This is a genomic window from Rhizobium sp. Leaf311 (assembly GCF_001423445.1).
GTDB lineage: Bacteria > Pseudomonadota > Alphaproteobacteria > Rhizobiales > Rhizobiaceae > Agrobacterium.
The window spans coordinates 37,071-54,250 of the sequence record NZ_LMNZ01000020.1 but is presented as its reverse complement, the minus strand read 5'-3'; the positions used below and the strand labels follow the sequence as shown (position 1 = coordinate 54,250).

31 protein-coding genes are annotated in these 17,180 nt (G+C 55.6%); 19 read left to right on the top strand and 12 right to left on the bottom strand.

Translation table 11 applies throughout. The annotated features are described in order from the left end of the window. Positions 1 to 45: 45 nt before the first annotated feature. The 10 genes from ASF69_RS17005 to ASF69_RS16955 form a co-directional block, all read right to left on the bottom strand. The gene (locus ASF69_RS17005; protein WP_062589401.1) at positions 46 to 246 is read right to left on the bottom strand and encodes a LuxR C-terminal-related transcriptional regulator; all 201 of its coding nucleotides are present in this window, start codon (positions 244 to 246) and stop codon (positions 46 to 48) included. Beyond that, complete coding sequence (locus tag ASF69_RS17000) at positions 243 to 446, bottom strand: LuxR C-terminal-related transcriptional regulator (RefSeq protein ID WP_062589400.1); 204 nt, start codon at positions 444 to 446, stop codon at positions 243 to 245. The genes ASF69_RS17005 and ASF69_RS17000 overlap by 4 nt, the downstream gene beginning before the upstream one ends. Next, a complete protein-coding gene (locus ASF69_RS16995) occupies positions 439 to 954 on the bottom strand; it encodes a hypothetical protein (RefSeq protein ID WP_156462098.1) in 516 nt (171 codons plus the stop codon). The genes ASF69_RS17000 and ASF69_RS16995 overlap by 8 nt, the downstream gene beginning before the upstream one ends. Continuing rightward, positions 920 to 1,279, bottom strand: coding sequence for a hypothetical protein (locus tag ASF69_RS16990; RefSeq protein ID WP_062589398.1), 360 nt, complete (start codon positions 1,277 to 1,279; stop codon positions 920 to 922). Before ASF69_RS16990 ends, ASF69_RS16995 begins: the two co-directional genes overlap by 35 nt. Next, positions 1,276 to 1,857: an MT-A70 family methyltransferase gene (locus ASF69_RS16985; RefSeq protein WP_062589397.1), complete on the bottom strand. Its 582-nt coding sequence runs from the start codon at positions 1,855 to 1,857 to the stop codon at positions 1,276 to 1,278. The genes ASF69_RS16990 and ASF69_RS16985 overlap by 4 nt, the downstream gene beginning before the upstream one ends. Then, a complete protein-coding gene (locus tag ASF69_RS16980; RefSeq protein WP_244475508.1) occupies positions 1,854 to 2,198 on the bottom strand; it encodes a hypothetical protein in 345 nt (114 codons plus the stop codon). The genes ASF69_RS16985 and ASF69_RS16980 overlap by 4 nt, the downstream gene beginning before the upstream one ends. Before the next feature lie 48 nt (positions 2,199 to 2,246). Beyond that, on the bottom strand, positions 2,247 to 2,582 hold the full coding sequence (locus ASF69_RS16975) for a hypothetical protein (RefSeq protein WP_244475507.1): 336 nt from the start codon (positions 2,580 to 2,582) through the stop codon (positions 2,247 to 2,249). Positions 2,583 to 3,346: 764 nt separating this feature from the next. Further along, positions 3,347 to 3,766, bottom strand: coding sequence for a hypothetical protein (locus ASF69_RS23270; protein WP_062589394.1), 420 nt, complete (start codon positions 3,764 to 3,766; stop codon positions 3,347 to 3,349). Beyond that, complete coding sequence (locus ASF69_RS16960) at positions 3,763 to 3,954, bottom strand: hypothetical protein (protein ID WP_062589393.1); 192 nt, start codon at positions 3,952 to 3,954, stop codon at positions 3,763 to 3,765. The genes ASF69_RS23270 and ASF69_RS16960 overlap by 4 nt, the downstream gene beginning before the upstream one ends. Next, positions 3,951 to 4,148 carry a helix-turn-helix domain-containing protein gene (locus ASF69_RS16955; protein WP_062589392.1) on the bottom strand — a complete coding sequence of 66 codons (198 nt, stop codon included), beginning with the start codon at positions 4,146 to 4,148 and terminating at the stop codon, positions 3,951 to 3,953. The genes ASF69_RS16960 and ASF69_RS16955 overlap by 4 nt, the downstream gene beginning before the upstream one ends. Positions 4,149 to 4,242: 94 nt before the next feature. Here ASF69_RS16955 and ASF69_RS16950 point away from each other — a divergent pair, with 94 nt between their 5' ends. After that, entirely contained in the window at positions 4,243 to 4,998 is a 756-nt protein-coding gene (locus ASF69_RS16950) for a LexA family transcriptional regulator (RefSeq protein ID WP_062589867.1), read from the top strand. On the opposite strand, the gene ASF69_RS16945 is transcribed toward ASF69_RS16950, so the two are convergent. After that, positions 4,999 to 5,304, bottom strand: coding sequence for a hypothetical protein (locus ASF69_RS16945; protein ID WP_062589391.1), 306 nt, complete (start codon positions 5,302 to 5,304; stop codon positions 4,999 to 5,001). Between the two features lie 94 nt (positions 5,305 to 5,398). Between ASF69_RS16945 and ASF69_RS16940 the strand changes: the two genes are divergently transcribed. Together ASF69_RS16940 and ASF69_RS16935 are read left to right on the top strand one after the other, a co-directional pair. Then, complete coding sequence (locus ASF69_RS16940) at positions 5,399 to 5,596, top strand: hypothetical protein (RefSeq protein ID WP_062589390.1); 198 nt, start codon at positions 5,399 to 5,401, stop codon at positions 5,594 to 5,596. Continuing rightward, positions 5,593 to 5,874, top strand: a complete 282-nt coding sequence (locus ASF69_RS16935; protein ID WP_156462097.1) for a hypothetical protein — start codon at positions 5,593 to 5,595, stop codon at positions 5,872 to 5,874. Before ASF69_RS16940 ends, ASF69_RS16935 begins: the two co-directional genes overlap by 4 nt. A gap of 30 nt (positions 5,875 to 5,904) precedes the next feature. On the opposite strand, the gene ASF69_RS16930 is transcribed toward ASF69_RS16935, so the two are convergent. Further along, positions 5,905 to 6,678 (bottom strand): KilA-N domain-containing protein, encoded by a 774-nt coding sequence (locus ASF69_RS16930; protein ID WP_062589382.1) that lies wholly within the window; start codon positions 6,676 to 6,678, stop codon positions 5,905 to 5,907. A 984-nt stretch (positions 6,679 to 7,662) separates the two neighbouring features. On the opposite strand from ASF69_RS16930, the gene ASF69_RS16925 reads away from it, so the two are divergent. The 16 genes from ASF69_RS16925 (at position 7,663) to ASF69_RS16840 (ending at position 16,994) form a co-directional block, all read left to right on the top strand. Then, positions 7,663 to 7,836: a DUF1391 family protein gene (locus tag ASF69_RS16925; protein ID WP_156462096.1), complete on the top strand. Its 174-nt coding sequence runs from the start codon at positions 7,663 to 7,665 to the stop codon at positions 7,834 to 7,836. Continuing rightward, positions 7,836 to 8,075: a hypothetical protein gene (locus tag ASF69_RS16920; protein WP_062589379.1), complete on the top strand. Its 240-nt coding sequence runs from the start codon at positions 7,836 to 7,838 to the stop codon at positions 8,073 to 8,075. The genes ASF69_RS16925 and ASF69_RS16920 overlap by 1 nt, the downstream gene beginning before the upstream one ends. 41 nt (positions 8,076 to 8,116) lie before the next feature. Continuing rightward, complete coding sequence (locus tag ASF69_RS16915; RefSeq protein WP_062589378.1) at positions 8,117 to 8,485, top strand: hypothetical protein; 369 nt, start codon at positions 8,117 to 8,119, stop codon at positions 8,483 to 8,485. Continuing rightward, a complete protein-coding gene (locus ASF69_RS16910) occupies positions 8,482 to 8,859 on the top strand; it encodes a hypothetical protein (RefSeq protein ID WP_062589377.1) in 378 nt (125 codons plus the stop codon). Before ASF69_RS16915 ends, ASF69_RS16910 begins: the two co-directional genes overlap by 4 nt. A gap of 42 nt (positions 8,860 to 8,901) precedes the next feature. Continuing rightward, positions 8,902 to 9,285 (top strand): hypothetical protein, encoded by a 384-nt coding sequence (locus ASF69_RS16905; RefSeq protein ID WP_244475506.1) that lies wholly within the window; start codon positions 8,902 to 8,904, stop codon positions 9,283 to 9,285. Between the two features lie 523 nt (positions 9,286 to 9,808). Continuing rightward, complete coding sequence (locus tag ASF69_RS16900; RefSeq protein WP_156462095.1) at positions 9,809 to 10,051, top strand: hypothetical protein; 243 nt, start codon at positions 9,809 to 9,811, stop codon at positions 10,049 to 10,051. Then, positions 10,039 to 11,013, top strand: a complete 975-nt coding sequence (locus ASF69_RS16895) for a hypothetical protein (RefSeq protein WP_062589375.1) — start codon at positions 10,039 to 10,041, stop codon at positions 11,011 to 11,013. The genes ASF69_RS16900 and ASF69_RS16895 overlap by 13 nt, the downstream gene beginning before the upstream one ends. A gap of 199 nt (positions 11,014 to 11,212) precedes the next feature. Next, a complete protein-coding gene (locus ASF69_RS16885; protein ID WP_062589373.1) occupies positions 11,213 to 12,094 on the top strand; it encodes a hypothetical protein in 882 nt (293 codons plus the stop codon). Continuing rightward, a complete protein-coding gene (locus ASF69_RS16880; protein ID WP_156462094.1) occupies positions 12,091 to 12,930 on the top strand; it encodes a hypothetical protein in 840 nt (279 codons plus the stop codon). The genes ASF69_RS16885 and ASF69_RS16880 overlap by 4 nt, the downstream gene beginning before the upstream one ends. Beyond that, a complete protein-coding gene (locus ASF69_RS23760; protein ID WP_280136390.1) occupies positions 12,923 to 13,051 on the top strand; it encodes a hypothetical protein in 129 nt (42 codons plus the stop codon). Before ASF69_RS16880 ends, ASF69_RS23760 begins: the two co-directional genes overlap by 8 nt. Then, positions 13,048 to 13,332 carry a pentapeptide repeat-containing protein gene (locus ASF69_RS16875; RefSeq protein ID WP_062589371.1) on the top strand — a complete coding sequence of 95 codons (285 nt, stop codon included), beginning with the start codon at positions 13,048 to 13,050 and terminating at the stop codon, positions 13,330 to 13,332. The genes ASF69_RS23760 and ASF69_RS16875 overlap by 4 nt, the downstream gene beginning before the upstream one ends. A gap of 199 nt (positions 13,333 to 13,531) precedes the next feature. After that, positions 13,532 to 13,927: an HNH endonuclease gene (locus ASF69_RS16865; RefSeq protein ID WP_062589369.1), complete on the top strand. Its 396-nt coding sequence runs from the start codon at positions 13,532 to 13,534 to the stop codon at positions 13,925 to 13,927. Next, positions 13,924 to 14,460, top strand: coding sequence for a hypothetical protein (locus ASF69_RS16860; protein ID WP_062589368.1), 537 nt, complete (start codon positions 13,924 to 13,926; stop codon positions 14,458 to 14,460). The genes ASF69_RS16865 and ASF69_RS16860 overlap by 4 nt, the downstream gene beginning before the upstream one ends. Further along, positions 14,450 to 15,181: a hypothetical protein gene (locus ASF69_RS16855; RefSeq protein WP_062589367.1), complete on the top strand. Its 732-nt coding sequence runs from the start codon at positions 14,450 to 14,452 to the stop codon at positions 15,179 to 15,181. Before ASF69_RS16860 ends, ASF69_RS16855 begins: the two co-directional genes overlap by 11 nt. Continuing rightward, on the top strand, positions 15,178 to 15,528 hold the full coding sequence (locus ASF69_RS16850; protein ID WP_062589366.1) for a hypothetical protein: 351 nt from the start codon (positions 15,178 to 15,180) through the stop codon (positions 15,526 to 15,528). Before ASF69_RS16855 ends, ASF69_RS16850 begins: the two co-directional genes overlap by 4 nt. A 341-nt stretch (positions 15,529 to 15,869) precedes the next feature. Next, complete coding sequence (locus tag ASF69_RS16840) at positions 15,870 to 16,994, top strand: tyrosine-type recombinase/integrase (protein ID WP_156462093.1); 1,125 nt, start codon at positions 15,870 to 15,872, stop codon at positions 16,992 to 16,994. Positions 16,995 to 17,180: the final 186 nt, after the last annotated feature.

Here is a 17,180-nt window from a genome sequence, read left to right as displayed (position 1 = left end):
AAAACATCCTCCCTTGATCCGACGCTTGAAGTTCGGTGAACATGGTCATTGGATCCAGCCCTCCCGCAGAGCCTTGGCGACGAGGGCGGTTTCCTTCGAAACGCCTGCCTTTTCGCGGCTCATTTTGAGGTAAGCACTCACAGTGTGAGTGGATATGCCGAGCTTATGAGCAATGAGTTTTGTGGATTCGCCATCAGCAAGAAGCGTGACGCATTCCAGCTGGCGGGGAGAAAGTGGACAAATCATTCGATCCAACCTTTCCGAAGCGCCATAGCGACAAGGCCATGCATGTTGAAGGTTCCTACTGCCTGATGCGCTCGGCTTACATGCCTGGTGATAGTGTTGCGGGCGCTGCCCATGATCGCGGCGATCTCGACCTGCTCTTTACCGTCGGCAAGCCATCTGATGATTTCGATCTGCTTGTGTGTGAATGGGCATTCAGACATGTGGCGGCTCCCAAACTTCTAGCAGAGACGCAAACCAGATTGACCCGACAGAGCGCTCTTTCTTCTTCCACATGTTGATCGACATGATGTGATCGACGCCCGTCGCGATACAGCGGAACCCTTGCTTGGCCAGTTCATCAGTTTTCTGTCTTTGCTTGACCACATGGACTAGATAGTCCCGTGGTGGCGGCTGGTATGGGATGGCTTTCGGACGGTTGAGAGCATCGAGCCGCGCTTGCTCCGAACGGACATAAGCTGCCAACTCCGGTGCCTTGGGGCAGAAATGCTTGCTGGCCTCTTCGATCTTACCGGTACGCAGGTTGTTGATCGTGTTCCATATCGCATCGTTGCTGAACTCGGACAGGGCGAAACAATACGCATCAAGGATTGCTCTCTGGCGTTCCCGAGGGTCACCGTCAGCGCCATCGTTTGATGCTTTTGCGGGCAAGGCCACCCATAGGGCTTTCAGCGCCTCAATGGTTGATGGTCGGTACGTTTGAGCGTTCATAGAACCCCTCCATCAAATCGTTTGCGAAATCCGCCATGTCGCCGGTGCGGCGATGAGGCAATTGAGATTGTTGGCGCTGGCCTGTCTTGGCGATTTCGTTGAAGTACCAGCTGGCCTTGAAGCCCTGCCAGGACATTGAAATCTGCATCTCCGCAGCGGCCACGGCATTGCCGGTTGCCTGATATTCCTTCACCAGCAGCTTGGCGGCATAGCCTGTCAGCGGAGCTTTCTTCGTGTGTCGGCGAAACTCGACAATGGCTTTTGCCAATTCGTCGCCAAGGAACGGCTGGAGGGCTTCAAGGGCGTCTTTCTCTGGTCCGGTCATGCTGCCACCTCATTGAGTTTGCCTGTCTCGTCGCCCCATGAAGTCCAGCCCTTGCGATCCGTCCTGCTGAAAAGCTCAAGGCGGCGCGCGCGCGGCATCAGCCGCTCTGCTTCTGCAAAGGCCTCTTCTGGCTTCTGAGAGTGTCCACGAAGCTTGCCGTGGATGACGGAACGGGTAGATCTCGTAAGCTTCGGCTCGCCACGCTTGGCAATGATGAAAGGCTCATGCGCGCCACGAAGGCCGTAGCCCGTGCCGAAGGCGACCTTGCCGTGCGTGGTCATCTTCACCCAGACACCCTCGGTGCAATATGTGAAGCCCCAGGCTGCGGCTGTCTGGATTTGCTGTGGAAGCATTGGCGCTGTGCACCATAGCCACAGGGTGCAGTTCTCTGCCGCCAAGTCCAGCACAGGGAGCGCGTTGATCTGGTCAATAGGCATAGTGCGATAGTGCTTTTGCGCGCTCTTGTTCTCTCCCTTTTCGGAGCGAACGATGAACTGCCAAGGCGGATCGGCCATAATGAAGTCAAAGCTATGCGGCTGTAGATCGCCAAAGGGCCAAAGGTCAGCGAACAATCTCATGCTGCCACCCCGCTTGCTATCGAGATCGCCCAATCCATGGCCTCCGTCGCGCTACCGATGCGAATCATCTTTCCGCCGCGCCAAAAGTCGTTGAACGCTTGCTGGTTGCTGTTGAGGGCTTTGCCGTAGGCTGTGCCATTGGTCTTGCATTCAACCAGATAGTTCTTGCCACGGAAGCCAACTAGAAGGTCGCAAGGCTCGTTAAGCCGGAACACTGAGAATCCGCACTGCTCAAGAGTGCTAACGATCTCCGGTTCGCTGGCATCACGCTTTGCGGCGCGACGGGCAAGGCTCATGCCCCGCTTGGGCTTTACGCCCTTCTTGTATGTCGCTGCCTTCATTCGACTTCCTCCAGTTCGGGGCAAACCCAAAGCGCCCAATCAGCGCCTTTAGTCCTGAGCCATACCGCCAGTGCCATGCGCTGCTGTAAGCTGAGCCACCGCACGCATACGGGTGGTTTTTTCCATGAAATCTGCATGGTCTCGCCGCGCCTTCCTCAGTTGCTCGGCAGTGTCGTAAAGCTCCATCATCTGGAAGTGCCTCACGACATTGCTCTCTCGGTTCCACCACCCTCGTAGGCGGCGTTCTGTCCATTTGTTCTGCGGATCGGTCTTGTGCGGGAACCTCTTGTTGAGTTCCTTGACTGCCGCGTGGATCATGTCTCCGACGCGGCGTTTCCCGCCGATCTCCTCGACCAGAAAATTTGCGGTCGCTACATCAGACATTTGCTTGCAATTTCCCTGTTTTAGTTTTCCCGAATCTCCGGGTGAAATTCCCGACATTTCCGATTCCTTCTGTGGTTTCCTATGCTTGTGAGATGCACAGGAGGCCCACAGATGAGCCGTTCTAAAATCGAGGGAGACATCGACGCTGACGCCAATCAGTCCGGTGATCCCTCATCCTCCGAATTGGAGGGCTTCGTTGAGTTCTCAGTTCCTCTCGCGGCAGTCGTTGCCAGGCTGAGGGGAAAGAGGATCGTTAAAGTGTTGCGGGGTCCGCAGAGGGAGGAGGATCGGCAGACCCCGCTTTGAGCGCTGTTTCAGGGACGCTCAAACTTGTGTCAGTTCGCATCACCGCTCTTCGCGGCGTTGAGAAGCGCCATGATCATCGTTCCAAACAAGGAACCGCCAATGAATGTGATGATGAGCCAGCCGATCATTTCGGCCACTCCCCAGTGACAAGGCCTTCGGCGCAATATGCAAAGACGTGGATTAGGGCCAAGAAAATGATGGAGGCATCAAAGATTGGTAGACCCGGGATAACCCGAACCCCGGAACTGACGAACCCGATTATCGCTAATCCGGCTGTTATTCGCCTCGTCATCATGCCCGCTCCTCCTGAAACTTCACTTCTGGGTCTTTGCCGCATCGGTCGCAGAAATGCTCAACCAGCTCCGCAATCGAAACCGGGCGCTGGCAATTGCAGCACTTCACGGCTGGGCGAAACTCTGCCTGTCTGGCTTGGCGGCTTGCTTCAATACGGGTGGAGGTCATGCGTCACCGCCAACATCATCAAGCATGAAATGAGTTGCCGGGCTTTCACCGGCGCCAGCATGGGTCACGTTACCGTCTTCCGTTTCTGGGATTGCCTTACGGGCGTTTTCCGCTTCCGCACTTCCGGTCTCAAGAGAGCCTTCCGTGGAGCGTTCCATCTCGAATGGATGCGCAGGCACAACGAAGTGCTGCCAGGCGATCGGCACTTGGGCGGCAGTGAAGCCAGACCAGCGCGCAGGACCAGCTTTGGTCTCAGGCACCCAATAAGAGCGCGTGACCTTGCCATCCGCCCAAGCCAGCCAAACCGGCGCGACGTGATATTCACGCTTCGTGCGATCCTTGCCGTCTACCGTGATCGTGGTGAGCTTCTCTTCGCCCCGCGGCGCGGCGCTGATGTCGTGGTTCCACTGGGTCATGAAAGAACCTCGCTGGCCTTCTTCAAGGCCTCAATGATCAAGGAAAGGTTGTGATGGCCGCAGATGGAAACGACGTTCTCATGAATGTTGCCGCTGCTATCCTCCTGACGGATATCGACGCGGTTCTCTTCTTCGATCACATCGACGCAAACGTAGTCCTGATGGGGGATGACGATGCTCTCGCTCATGCTGCGTTCTCCGAAACTTCGAAGAACGACTTCGGCTCGACTGCCCCGCCGGTAGCGCGGCAAATCTCTTCGATGATGCTTTTGCTGAGATTCTCGCCACGCATGTACCGGTGCACTTGTGCCCGGCTCTTGCCCAGCAATGCTGCAAAAGCTGTTACGGTGGTGTGATCGTGGATGTACTGTGCAAGGGTCATGTCGCAATTATTGCTACATCTTCAAACCAATGTCAACACAAGTGTAACATATTTTGGCATAGAAGCCGATCAGAAGTTGGCGGATAACATGGCCATGTCAAAAAACTGGCTCGATCCGTTCATCAAAGCATCAAAAATCGGCTCACAAGAGGCGCTGGCTGACGCATTGGATTTGTCGCGTGCGACAATCAACCGACTGGCAAATGATCATTCTCAGCTGAAAAGAGAGCGTGCTGAAAAGCTCGCTGTGCTGCTGGGCGCTCGGGTTGAGGATTTGATGCTCAATCGGCCGCCGGTGAAGCAGAACTTGGTGTCTTCGTTCGATCCCGACGACGGCGAGGAATCACAGCAGGAAGAAATCGCCAGCTATAGCCGAGAGCATTGGAAGCCATCGGTCGATGGAGCCCTGCCGGAAGTGGACGTAAAGCTTGGCGCGGGCTCCGGCGTCGTGGGCGAGACGATCAACATTCCGGTAGGCCGTGAAATCGTTTCAGGTCATGCCGTGGTGGCCGAATGGCTGATCCCTCTCCAGTACCTTCGGAACGAGGCAAAGGCTTCGCCCAACCATACGCTCGTGATGGAAGTCATCGGGGACTCGATGCAGCCAACCTATATGCCAGGCGACCGCGTGCTGGTGGACCTTTCGCAAACATCGATGTCCAGCGACACTGTCTATGCCATCAGTGATGGCCAGAGTGAGCCGCAGATCAAGCGGCTTCAGCGCGTGCCATTCAGCGATCCTGTTGAAGTCCGCATTATCTCGGACAATCCTAATCTCGATCGGTTCACTGTCGAGCTCGAGCGATTGACCATCCTTGGCCGGATCGTCGGCCATATCGCTCGAAAGTAGTTAGGAGAGCTTGCGCTTGGATGTGGAGATGTCAAACCGGCGGCAGACCTGCACGATGTCATCGAGCACCCAACGTTCGGGCATCTTTCTCATCTCACCGGGGTTCTCATCGTCTCCGACCACACCAGCAATCGGGATTATCTGGAAGTCATCACTTTCGAAGGGGGAGTTCTTTTGAACCAAGAACTCATAAGCCGGAAAGCTCTCATTGAGGTGGGCCTTGAACAGTTCTTTGTTCTCTACAACGCCCTCGCACTGATCTTCTGGCGGCACTACGAAGAACTGATTTACCGCTTTCTGAGCCATTTTTCTTCTCCCGTATGTTCTCATTTCGTTCACGGTAAGAAAGCAGGTTCTAAATCAAGAGTCGAGTCGTTTTTGATTCGTGACGGGGTGGCAAATGTCAGAACGTGAGAACCGATACGGCATGCGAAAGAACGATCATGACGAATACTGGACGGTGTTCGACATCTTCACGGGCTTGGCGGCAGAGGTGAACGGCAATCTGATGGACGCACTGGAAATGGAGGAGGCAGACGATCTGGTCGATCTGCTAAACGCTCAGTATGTCGAGCGACGTGGGGGAACAACGCATTGAGTGACCGCCAATCAGGGCTCAGACACTACATCGAAAGAACATCCGGGCCTTGGAAAGCGGCGGTGTGCTTTCTCTTTGTGGTGATGGTTCTGATGTTGCTCAACGGCGCAGCGATACTGGCGGGCTGGCACGGCGCATCTTCTCGGTTGATGGCCTATATCGCACTGGCTGCCGTGGGCTTTTTTGTATCGCTAGCGTTTCATGCGTATCTCAGCATAAGGGCATCGAGGATTAAGAGATTGGAAGAACGTAAGCGGCGTGGCGGAACAACGCATTGAATGAAAACGGGGCCGAAGCCCCGTAATTTTTTAAAGCGAAAGCCCTGAGGCGTTATTGGCGTCTATGGCTTGCTTGACAAAAGCCGTGCTGCGCTTGGTCGCACTCAAGCACTGGACATTACCTTCGAGCTCACCCTCAACAATTTTCTTGCGAGATAGCGATTCCGCAAACATCACCGACACTAGTTCGTCAGTGTCCATCGCGTCCCGCAGACTGCCAGATTTCGTGAGTACGCCTTTTTCGGCTTTGAGAGCTTGGGTGTCCGCACCAAAAAGCCCAGTGTAGACAGCGTTGGTCACTTGGCCGTAGCCAGCGCCGACTACGCCGTGCGCCTGCAGAACGGATGTGAACTCGTTTCGTTTAGCTCGACTCAAGGCACGAACACCGGCCCACTGGTTATCCTCCGGGCTTGCTCGCTGGAGAATTTCATCAGCAAGAGAAACATCGCCCGATCGGAAGCGAAGCCAGACCTCTCGCGTTTCAATTTCAAGCTTCGGGCTTAGGTAACCGGCATACGCAGCGGCAAGAATGGGATGGGCAAAAGTACCCGAGTTACCGCGCCCAGTCTTTGCGTAAATCACTGGAATGTTTGGCTTATTTTCTTTAAGGTAACCCGCAGTTACCTTTTTCTGGAGCTCCTTTGTGAGCTTTTTTACGGACCCGATGTCGCGCCAATGTTTAGGCTCTTGTGAAGATTTCCCCTTGGCGATCAACCAGATGTCATTGAGGTTCCAGTGACCGTAGTCGTCTTCCTCTACGAGAACTCCACGTAGGCGTATCAGTGATGATTTTGCATCAGTCATTCAGCTTGGCCCCTTCTGGGCTTGTTTGACCGCTGCTGATCTTGACACTCGTGCGTAATTTAATACATGAATGGCGAGTGATCACACAGTGGCCGTAAGGTTGCTATTCAAGCCCAAGGATGTTGACGCGTCCTTGGGCTTCTCCATTTCGAATCTTTCGACCGAGCGAAGAAAACTATTCTCCTCTCGATACCGTTTCAAGTGGCTCGTTCACCTATACCCCCGCTTTGTTCTGTGTTTGCTCACCCGCTCCGGCGGGTTTCTTTTTGCCCTGTTTTTGCTGATATTTGGATTCTGAGCATAGTTCGGCCTATCAAGACGTATGCCCCCATGAGGGAAACACCACGGTCCTGAATTACGGAGGGCGCTCTAAGTCAGCAGCCAGTCCGGGACGCTTTCAAGTCACAGTATCCACAGGTGCCCGTTTCACAGGTGGGCCAGTCCTTCCCCATCATCGACGCCGAAGCGCCCTCATGGTCCGCATAACCCTGCTTCAATCTCTCAAGCCACGTCCAAGCCAGTCGAAGGGTCGTCTAATCCCCTGAGACAGTCTGCTTCAGCCTGGGAAGCAGCAACCGCGATGGGATTGATTTGCCGGAATGATCGGCGGCGCGGGTCAAAGCCCTGAAAAAACCGCTGCCTTTGCACCTCTAAACACAAAATCTTGCCGGGAACCTCCGAGCAGACGCAAGATTTTGCGCTTTTCAGCGCCTGACAGCATGCACACCCATTGCAGATATATACCATTTTTGGTATGCAATAGACCTCAGAGTACATATGTCAGCCCCGGTCGGATCATCCCGCTGGGGCTTTTCTTTTGCTACATTCAAAAGCCCATGTCAAATATTTTGCGTCATTTTATGTTACATTTGCTTGACACTGTAGCATAAGCTGTTACATTCATCCTCATCAGCCCACCGAATGAAGCTCCCTCGGGAGAACGAAACGGAAGGCGGAAACAGAACCCCGGATGAGGATGGAACGATGGCTTACACAATCAACATGGGAAACAACGAAAGCATCAGCTGCGGCGTCTTCGAGATGAACGGCGCTTTCACCGCCCTCCTGTTCAGCCAGAGCAAAACCTTCAAGACATACAACGGCGCGGTTCGCTGGCTTGCCAAGTTTGGCCGCGGCCCAGACGGAAAGAGCCTCTGATGGCTCGATATCTGAACCCCTGCCACAAGCCTCACGACTCCTCATACGGCCCAGCGTTCTACGAAACTGACGTGAACCCGACTGAGTACAAGGGCTTCAAAATCTACAACGTCCACCACATGCGATTTGACTGTGTGTTGGAAGATGCGACCGCCCCCGTTTGCATGATGCAGATGGCGGGCATCAACGGCGCAAAAGGCTACATCGACAAGTTTTGGAACAAACAAAACGCCGCCTAAACCCGCACCCAACACGATCTCAACCAATGAGGATGAGGACAATGGAAAAGCCAGCTTACACAATCGGACGCGACGAAATGCTTCTCATCACCGTTCGCTGGAATGACGGTGACACGGTTCTGCTCGAGACGCCTGTGCGGTTCTATAAGGCCGAGGAAATCCAGGCTCTGATTGACGAGACGGTTTCCGACAAGTGCGATGTGGTCGGCGTTGATCTCTACGACTTCAAGGCCAAGAAGGGCCAGTCCATTGCTGACGATTTCGATGTCCGCACATGGGCAGAGCGCGAAGAAGACCGCATCGCAGCCGAAGGCGCTGACGAGCTGGCGCAAGAGCGCATCCTTCGTCGCGGTACCGGCGTGTATTCCGCCCTCAATCACGTCCAGCAGGGCATTGGAGCGCGGGCATGAGCAAGATCACAGTATCTGCCAAGTCAATTGCTCGTCTCGCTTATGGCTACGAGCTGATGTTTTCAACACTCTGCAACATCGCCGGGACTTCCGGCGGATCAACTCACTGGTTCACTCAGAAGGGTTCGGAAGCCATAGGGCGCGTTGACCCACTCTGGAAGCTCAATGAGGACAGTAACGCTCATAAGCCGGGTGATTGCCTATCGCAGCACGTTCCGTTCGCTGAATGGGCCGCTGATGCCGAGAAGAAAGCCAGCGCCTTGGATAACTGGCGCGATGAGGTTGGAAAGCTTCATTCGCAGATCGCCAGCAAGGACGCTGAAATCGCCCGCCTGAAAGAGACGATTGCACTGGCTGCAAGGGCCACCGCCTAGCCGTCCACGATCACTCCGATGGCAACCAAGAGGGAATAGGGAATGAGCGACAGCTACCAAAGCCGCGTTGAAGCAGCGCACTATGCACTTTTCCATGACGATCCGACCGACATTGCGGAGCGCAACGCCCGCTGTTTCGAGGAAAGCATAGAGACGGCGCAGGCGTTCGGCATGACCGAAGACGAAGCAATTGCGCTAGTGAAATACACCTTCAGTCGTCCGGTTGGCGATCCTGCCAAAGAGATCGGAGCAAAGGTTCTCACAGCTTTCTCTCTCGGCGTCATCGCCAACATTGACGTAATGGCAGCGGCAGAGGCCGATCTGGAAAAACTGCAGCGCCCCGAAACAATCGAACGCATCCGAGCCAAGCGCGCAACCCGTCACGGGCGCGGTCCACTCCCCGGCTTTGATCCTTCCACAATCTGAAACCACACCCACCACGCTTTACCCGCGCAATCAAGGGGCAGGACAAATGGTCTGCGAAGAAGTCACATACGAAGAAGGCAGTGCATGCCCAGAGGACGGTTGCAGCGGGACGTTGGTTGCCGCCAAGAGCAAGAACTGCTCCTGCCACATAAGCCCGCCCTGCTCTTCCTGTGTCGGCGCTGGCTACGAATGCCCAGAGTGCGGTTGGGAGAACGGCGAATATCAAGAGCCTGAGTTTGAACCGTTCACCCGCTCACGCCATGCCCCCGGTTCACGGCGCGATCAGTACACCCGCACCCATACCGCCAACCCTTACAACTCCACACCATTCACCGATTGCTGCGGAATTGCAGCCATCAACGAAGAACGCTGCCCGAACTGCAAAGCCCAAATCACGGGCCACGATGATGGGCTTTCTGCCCGTCGCAGGGAAGTCGGCGTTGGCAACTGCCTCATGTGCGGGAAGCGCAGAGGCCCGATCAACATCAGCGGCAATTGCTGCTGCTAATCAAGGAGGCAGATCGTGATGGACGCTTTCCCAACACCAGAAGCAGACAGCCTGCACGACGAGATCAAGGTCGATCTCCATTCTCTCAACAAGCGCCAGCAAAGCATCGACGCCAAGCTCCGTAAGGCTGAACGCACCGAGCTTCTGGTCATGGTTCTGATGAGCTGCAGCCTGATGTTCGGCGGCTGCCTGGCGCTTGAGCACACCCTTTCAATTCAGGCGATGGAACAGCAGGAGCAAATCGCATGGAACAGGTAATTGGAAATCTTGCCGCGAAGATCGTGGGCCGTTGGGCATGGTGGCAGAACGCGCTCAAGGGTAACTTTGGCCCGATGCACGAAGGCCAGCCCGAGCAAGGCTTTTACCGCACCCGCTTCAAGGGCGGAAAGTGGGAGCCTGTCGCCATCTGGGTTGACGAGGACAGCGGCAATTGGGTGGCGTATCGCTCTGGCCGCGAAGTTGATCCTGCCGAGGTTTGGAACTTCTGCCGGACGCATCCGATCAGCCGCGCTGACTATGATGGCGCAATGGAAGGCAAGCCATTTCCAGACGAGGACGTCGTTGTTGCCGAGCAAGTAGCGACCGCCGGTCATAACTCTGGCGATGCTGATCAGACCGAGGAACTGCGCGACCAGATCGCAAATGCGCTCAAGGGAATGGACGCTTACAAGACAATCACCGACGATGCCACAGCTGGTAAGGCGCTATCTCTCCGCAACCGTCTCAATGAGCTTTCCAATCAGGCTGACAAGGTACGCGTGAAGGAAAAGGCACCTCACCTTGAGGCCAGCAAAGCCGTGGATGAGAAGTGGCAGCCACTGGTCAAGAAGGCCAAGGAAGGCGCGAATAAGGTTCGTGACGCCATTGGCACATTTGAGACTGCGAAGCTTCAAGAGCAGCGCAAGAAAGAGCGGGATGCTGAAACGGCTCGCCTTGCCGCAGAGAAAGCCAACAGCGCGAAAACCGATACCGTCGCAGTGATTGATGCGCCAAAGGTAGAAGCCGCGCCAGCAGCGATCAAGCCAACTTACGGCAAGGCAGCAAGCGTTCAGATCAAGAACGTCCTAAAGGACGTAACCGACTGGAAGGCTCTCGCTATCTACATGTGCGACCATCCCACGATGCAGGATACGCTTCGCCAGTTGGCGCAGCGCGCCATCGACGCCGGTCGCACGAATATCCCAGGCATCACCGTTGAAGAAGTCGCGGCGGTGCGATGATGACGAAGCGGAAGTGGCAACAGGGCCGGAAGTTAACGCCTCTTGAGGCTATGGCCGAAATTTGCGCCGGACGCCCGGTCTACTTCCGCAACAAGTGGACACACAACGGATGGGCTCGTGGATGGCAGATCGCCATGCTGATCGGCTCGGCCAATAGAGGCTTCATTTTCGAAGCAATTCCAACTCAGGGAAATGACCAATGAGCGATCTAGCAACACAGCAAGCAGCCCCTCGCCTTCCTACGCTGCAGTCAGGCGGCTCGGTAAAGGCAATCGTCCCACAAGACTTCGATGGCGCTTGGCGCATCGCAACAGCCGTCGTCAAAGCGGGTATGGCTCCAAAGGGGCTGGACACTGCAGAAAAGGCAATGGTCGCCATCATGCACGGCATGGAAGTTGGGCTGACGCCGATGGCCGCGCTGCAGTCAATCGCCGTCGTCAACGGACGCCCGACGATCTGGGGAGATGGTGCGCTCGGTCTGGTTCAGGGATCTGGCCTCATGGAATCCCACAAAGAGTGGTTCGATGGCAGCGGCGACACTCGCAAGGCTTTCTGCACCGTCAAGCGCAAAGGCGATCCGGAAGTGAAATCAGGTGAGTTCAGCGTGGCCGATGCAAAAAAGGCTGGTCTGTGGGGGAAGACCGGACCGTGGACGCAATATCCTGACCGTATGCTCAAGATGAGAGCAAGAGGCTTCGCGCTTAGAGACGGGTTCTCTGACGTTCTGCGTGGCCTTGGCATTGCCGAGGAAGTCCAAGACTACCAGGCTATCAAGGATGTCACCCCACCAAAGCCGCCGACACCACCAGAACCACCGGCCGAGGAAGGGAAAGTCGAGGACAGCACCCTTATCGACATCAAGCCCGAGAATGCCGATCAGTCTTCATCCGAAAATATGACGCCTGATGATTTCGTTGAGCTGATCAAAGGCGAACTTGGCACGGCACAGTCTGCAGAAGACCTTGAGGAAGTATGGACCGCTCGCGATCCCATGGCCGTGCTGGAAGGCGATGACGTTCGCCAAGGTCTGGCAGTCGCGCTGAAGAACAAGAACCTCAAGCGTTTGGGAGTTTCGCTATGAGCAGGTCAGGTCAAGTTCCAATCCGTATGCGCGTCGAGGGAATGCGTCTCGTCCCGGCATCAGCTTTCGATCAGGAGGCTTTGTCGAGCTACAAGAATGGCGCGGTCATTCAGGTGTCGTTCTGGCAGGGCCGAAATCCAGATCTCCTGCGCAAGTTCTGGGCTATCCTCTCGAAGGTAGTAGAAACCTGCAACACGCCTTGGGAAGACAAGGAAGAGGCTGCAGACGCACTCAAGCTGGCCTTGGGCATTACCGACGTTGGCAGCACAGTCAACGGACAGATGTTTGTTCGCCCTGGCAGCATCGCTTTCAACGCCTTGGATGAAGCCCGCTTCCGCAAGTTCTTTGAAGACTCGATGATGATCCTATGCCGCATTACCGGCGTGGACGTGGAAGAGCTTGGTCGTGAAGCCGCCGATACCGGCCCGGATCATGATCCACAGACCGGCGAAATTCTCGACAACACCGATACCGACGAGCCCGCCCCTGCTTCGTCGGTTGACGCTGGCACCCAGCCAGCAGAGGGCGAGGTGGAAACCCCTCCAGCCGCCTCGCCCTCCAATGATCCCGAGCGAGATATCCTGATCCGGTTCGCCGCTGAAATGCTGCCCATGTCGGCAACTGCAAAGACAGAAGCTTGGAAGGAATCCGAGAAGGGCTGGTCTGAAGGCGAGATGAAGGGCCTGTCAGATGCCGGGAAGGCAAAGGCAAAATCCATCAGCCAATCGATCCGAGCAATTGCGGCCGGGAACACCAGCCTGGAATCGGCTGCCGAGTTCTTTGCCGAGGTTCTGGATTGCTCCCCGGCAGATATCGGAGGTTCCGCAAATGGCTGACCTGTTCAATGCAATCTTCTATTCGTTCTTCACCTTTGCTGGCACGGCGATCCTTTTGGGAATCGTGACCAGAGGCATCGTGGCAATCGTCGCTCTTCTCGTTATTGGGGGAAGATCATGAACCTGACTTTTTCACCAGAAGCTATGGCGCGGTTCAATGCGGTCATGGAAGCCAAGACCACCAATTTCATTGAACTATGCCGCCTTGCCGGACTGAATCCGGAAACAGACCTACGCTTTTCTGATCTGTCAGGAACTGACCTTTCAGATTGTGACCTACGGGGCTTTGACCTGACCGGGTGCGATCTCACCGGGGCAACTGGCGTCAACGTCGCCTGGGATAGCAGCACCATCTTGGAGCGCGCTGACATCGGCGGTTCAATCTTCGAGGTGTCGCCATGAACCGCCTGATCCGCCGCACGATACACCTATGGCAGTCATGGCGCGCAAGGCAGAAGCTTGCCCGGGCCTACCGGTGGCAATCCGACATAGACGCCGCAATCAAACAGGCGAAGCGAACACACGGCAGAACCGGAAGTGTTCGCGAACTGGAAAAGCGCAAGCGGGACGAGATGACCCGAGCGTTGGGAGGGAATGTGTGATGGCCCGGAAGGAATTCACGCGGAAGACAAAGCAGGAAGCTTTGAAGAGGGCCGATATCAAATGCGAGGCCACAGGCACGCGCTATGGCTTCGCGGAAGGGCAGCGGTGCAATTGCAGTCTATCCCTCGGCGTTCAGTACGATCACGCTGTGCCGGACGCTCTGGGCGGCGACAACAGCCTTAAGAACTGTCTGGCCATCTGCGTCCAATGTCACAAGTTTAAAACCCGCAACGATGTGAAGCAGATCGCGAAGTCCAACCGGCAGCGCGATAAGGCAAGCGGCGTCATCAGACCGGCCGGCAAGATCAAGTCTCCGGGTTTCGCCAAATCTGAAAAGCCGAAGAAGTCCGTCATATTCCGGCCCGTCACGTTCTATCGCGAGGATACGCCATGACCGCAGATACGATCACAGCAATCAAGAAGGCGCTGGTGGGCGTGACGCCGGGGCCGTGGCACGCGGGTCATCTCGGCGGTGGAGGGAAATGCCAGTGCCAGTCGATTTTAAGCGAAGGCATCAGCGGCGCTATCTGCACAATCCACGTGGATAACGGCAAGCTCATTGGCGAAGGTGGCAATGATGCGCCGCCATTGTCGGAGGCGATTGCAAATATGCACTATATCGCCGCCGTCAATCCGGTCGCCATCTCCGAGCTTCTCTCCACCCTCGAAAGCTTGCAGCGCGAGAACGCTCAGCTTCGCATCCAGGCAAGCAACTATGCCGCCGATGCTGAAACGGTGCGCCGTGAGCGTGATGCAGCAGATTCCAGAGAGAGCAAGTTGCGGGAAGCACTCACCAAGCTAGTGCGCGAGGCTGGCGAGGTATCAAATCTCGGGGCAGTTCCTGGCCGCCAGTGGACGCTATTGGCTGGCGCGCTGATCAATGCCCGCGCCGCCCTTTCCAGTACTGGAGACACCCATGGTAACTGATACGATCAAGAAAGTCGCCAACGCAATCCTTGATGCCGGTGAAGGATGCCAGTCTGGGCTTGTGTATGTTGATCCTGTTGAGGCGGCTAAGGCTGCAATTGCGGCGTTATCTATTGAAGAACGCTCATACAGAGCTGGCTTCAACGATGGATGGGAAGCTGCGAATGGAGAGCCACCCGATCACGCCCTATCGACGGACGCGGAGCCGGTGAAGACAGACTGCGAATTCTGCAAAGGCAGCGGTGTAGAATTCATTTTAGCTGGGCACGGAAACATTAATGAAGAGCCGTGCCCTACCTGCTGTGGAACAGGAAAAGAAGGCAGGCACTCTATCTGCCGTGATTGTGATGAAATCCAAGTAGTACACAAACCGTTCGCTTTTAACGTTCGCGTTGAAGGATGGGGGGAAGAGCTTCTGTACACTGAGTACAGGGCAAAGTCCCTGATAACTCGTCTTCGTAGGACCAAGAGTCAAGACGGTAAAGCAACGATCACGCCGCTCTATGCATCCGCCCTCTCCGCACAGGTGCAGGACGTGGCAGTGCCGGACGGCTGGCAGCTTGTGCCGAAAGAAACGACTGCTTCGCAGTTGAAGAACGCCGCTTACAGTTTGATGGTAAAATACGGGCCTGAATTTGTTGTCTCCAATCTAACGGCTTCTCGTATATACGCCGAATTGGTAGCCGCAGCACCCGCCGCCAAGCTGGAGGAAAAGCCATGAGCGAACAACCTCACCAATTTACGCTTACGGATATGGACATTGATTTGATGGCCTCTGGCGCGATGTCAATAAGTGGCTCTCAAATGCAAATGGCCCAGGAAATCCTTCGCCTCCGCACACTCCTATCCGAAGCAGATCAGCGCGGGAAGGACGCAAGGCGGGCGCCTGATGGTTGGTGCTTAGTCCCGAAGGAGTTGACGCCTGAGATTATCCAGAACTTGCAGATGAACACAGAGATCGGGGCCTATGTCTGCGAAAATCTGTCCGGTGCTTACGCCCTGATGGACAAGTATCATCTTGCTTTGGTCGAGGCCTCTAAGCGTACCCTGCAATCGGAGGAGCGTTGATGTATGCCCAGAGCGAGATGGAATTACTCTCTGACCTCAAAACCAAGCCTATGGCCGAATACAAAAGCCACCCTAATGCACCTCTGCGAGGTCTCATCAAGCAAGGTCTTGCAGAGCCATCGAAATGGAACGATGGCGGTCGCGTCGTTGGTCTGACTTGGACGGGCAGAGCGGCGCTTGAAAGGAGCGAGGGATGACAGCAGCAGCACTCGTCAAATCGGCCGACCTGAAGCGCATGGCCGATATTGCCCTATCCAAGGGCGTGCGCGTGGAGATCGAGGTGGACGGAAGAATTATCCGCGTTGCCCCCGATATCCCCGTAACTCACAAGCCATGTTCAGTTGACTTGGCGCCAGTTCCTACAAGCAATAGCCTCTCCGAATGGAGGGCTCAACGTGAAGGTCGACTTGGTGGGCGTCCACAAAGTAAGAAAAAAGCTGGCTAGCGGACAAGTCGTCTTCTACCACTATGCATGGCGAGGAGGTCCGCGGATCAAGGCCGACCCCTCGAATGCTATCGAGTTCACGGCTGAGTTTGTCCGCTTGCAGCGTGACCGCCCAGACGCTCCCTATAAGGGATGCCTAGCCGAAATCATCCGGGAATATCTCAAATCGCCCGCTTATACCGGTCTTAAGCCGAGCACTCGCGAAGGGTACGATTTCGCAATCAAAGAGATTGAAGCCAGTTTCTTTGAGATGCCCGCCTCACAGATATCCGCTCCCGGCACCAGAACCACATTCCTGCAATGGCGCGATGAGATCGCCCAAACTCACCCACGCAAAGCAGACCTCTACATGAGCGTGCTGAAGCGTATTTTGTGGTTTGGCCTCGATCGGGAAATGATTGAGCGTCACCCGCTGGAGCGCGTGGAAAAGGTCAGCGACGGATCGCGCCGTGACGTGATCTGGACAGATGACGATATCGACGTTTTCCGAAACGGGAAAAAAGACGCGGCCGGTTCTTGGGAGATTAAGCCATCATCGGAGCCGCTGGTGCGCGCACTCTTGCTGGCAGTCTGGACGGGGCAGAGACAGGGGGATTTGCTCAAGCTGACATGGAAGGCATATGACGGCCATTCCATCTATCTGCGCCAGTCTAAGACCGGATCGCACGTCAGGGTAAAAGTCTCTGATGAGCTGAAGAGACATCTGGACGGAGTGAAGCGTGGCAACTCCGTTACGATCCTGACCAATGGTCAAGGCCAGCCTTGGGCGACCGGCTTTAAATCGTCTTGGCGCAAGGCCGTAGAGAAGGCTGGGATTGAAGGAAAGACCTTCCACGACCTGCGGGGAACTTTCGTCACTCTCGCCTATCGGAACGGCGCTTCGATCAAGGAAATAGCCGAAGTGTCCGGTCACTCTGAAAAGGACGCCGAGACGATCATTCGCAAGCACTATCTGGTGTCGAGCGCGGCTGTGGAGAGCATCGAGAATCGCCAAAAACGGTTTACAGGCGAAGCGGGATAACCTTGATTTCTGTGGGCCAGTAAAGTGGTGGTCTGTAAACTGAAATTCCCAAAGGCGCTGGAATATAAGGCCTCTAGCGTTTAACTACCCGACTGGGGGTCAAGGGGTCGTGGGTTCGAATCCCGCCGCTCCGACCATTTCCTCCGAGGTATCCCCCATACCTCGTTCGCCTGAAGAATGAGGCCG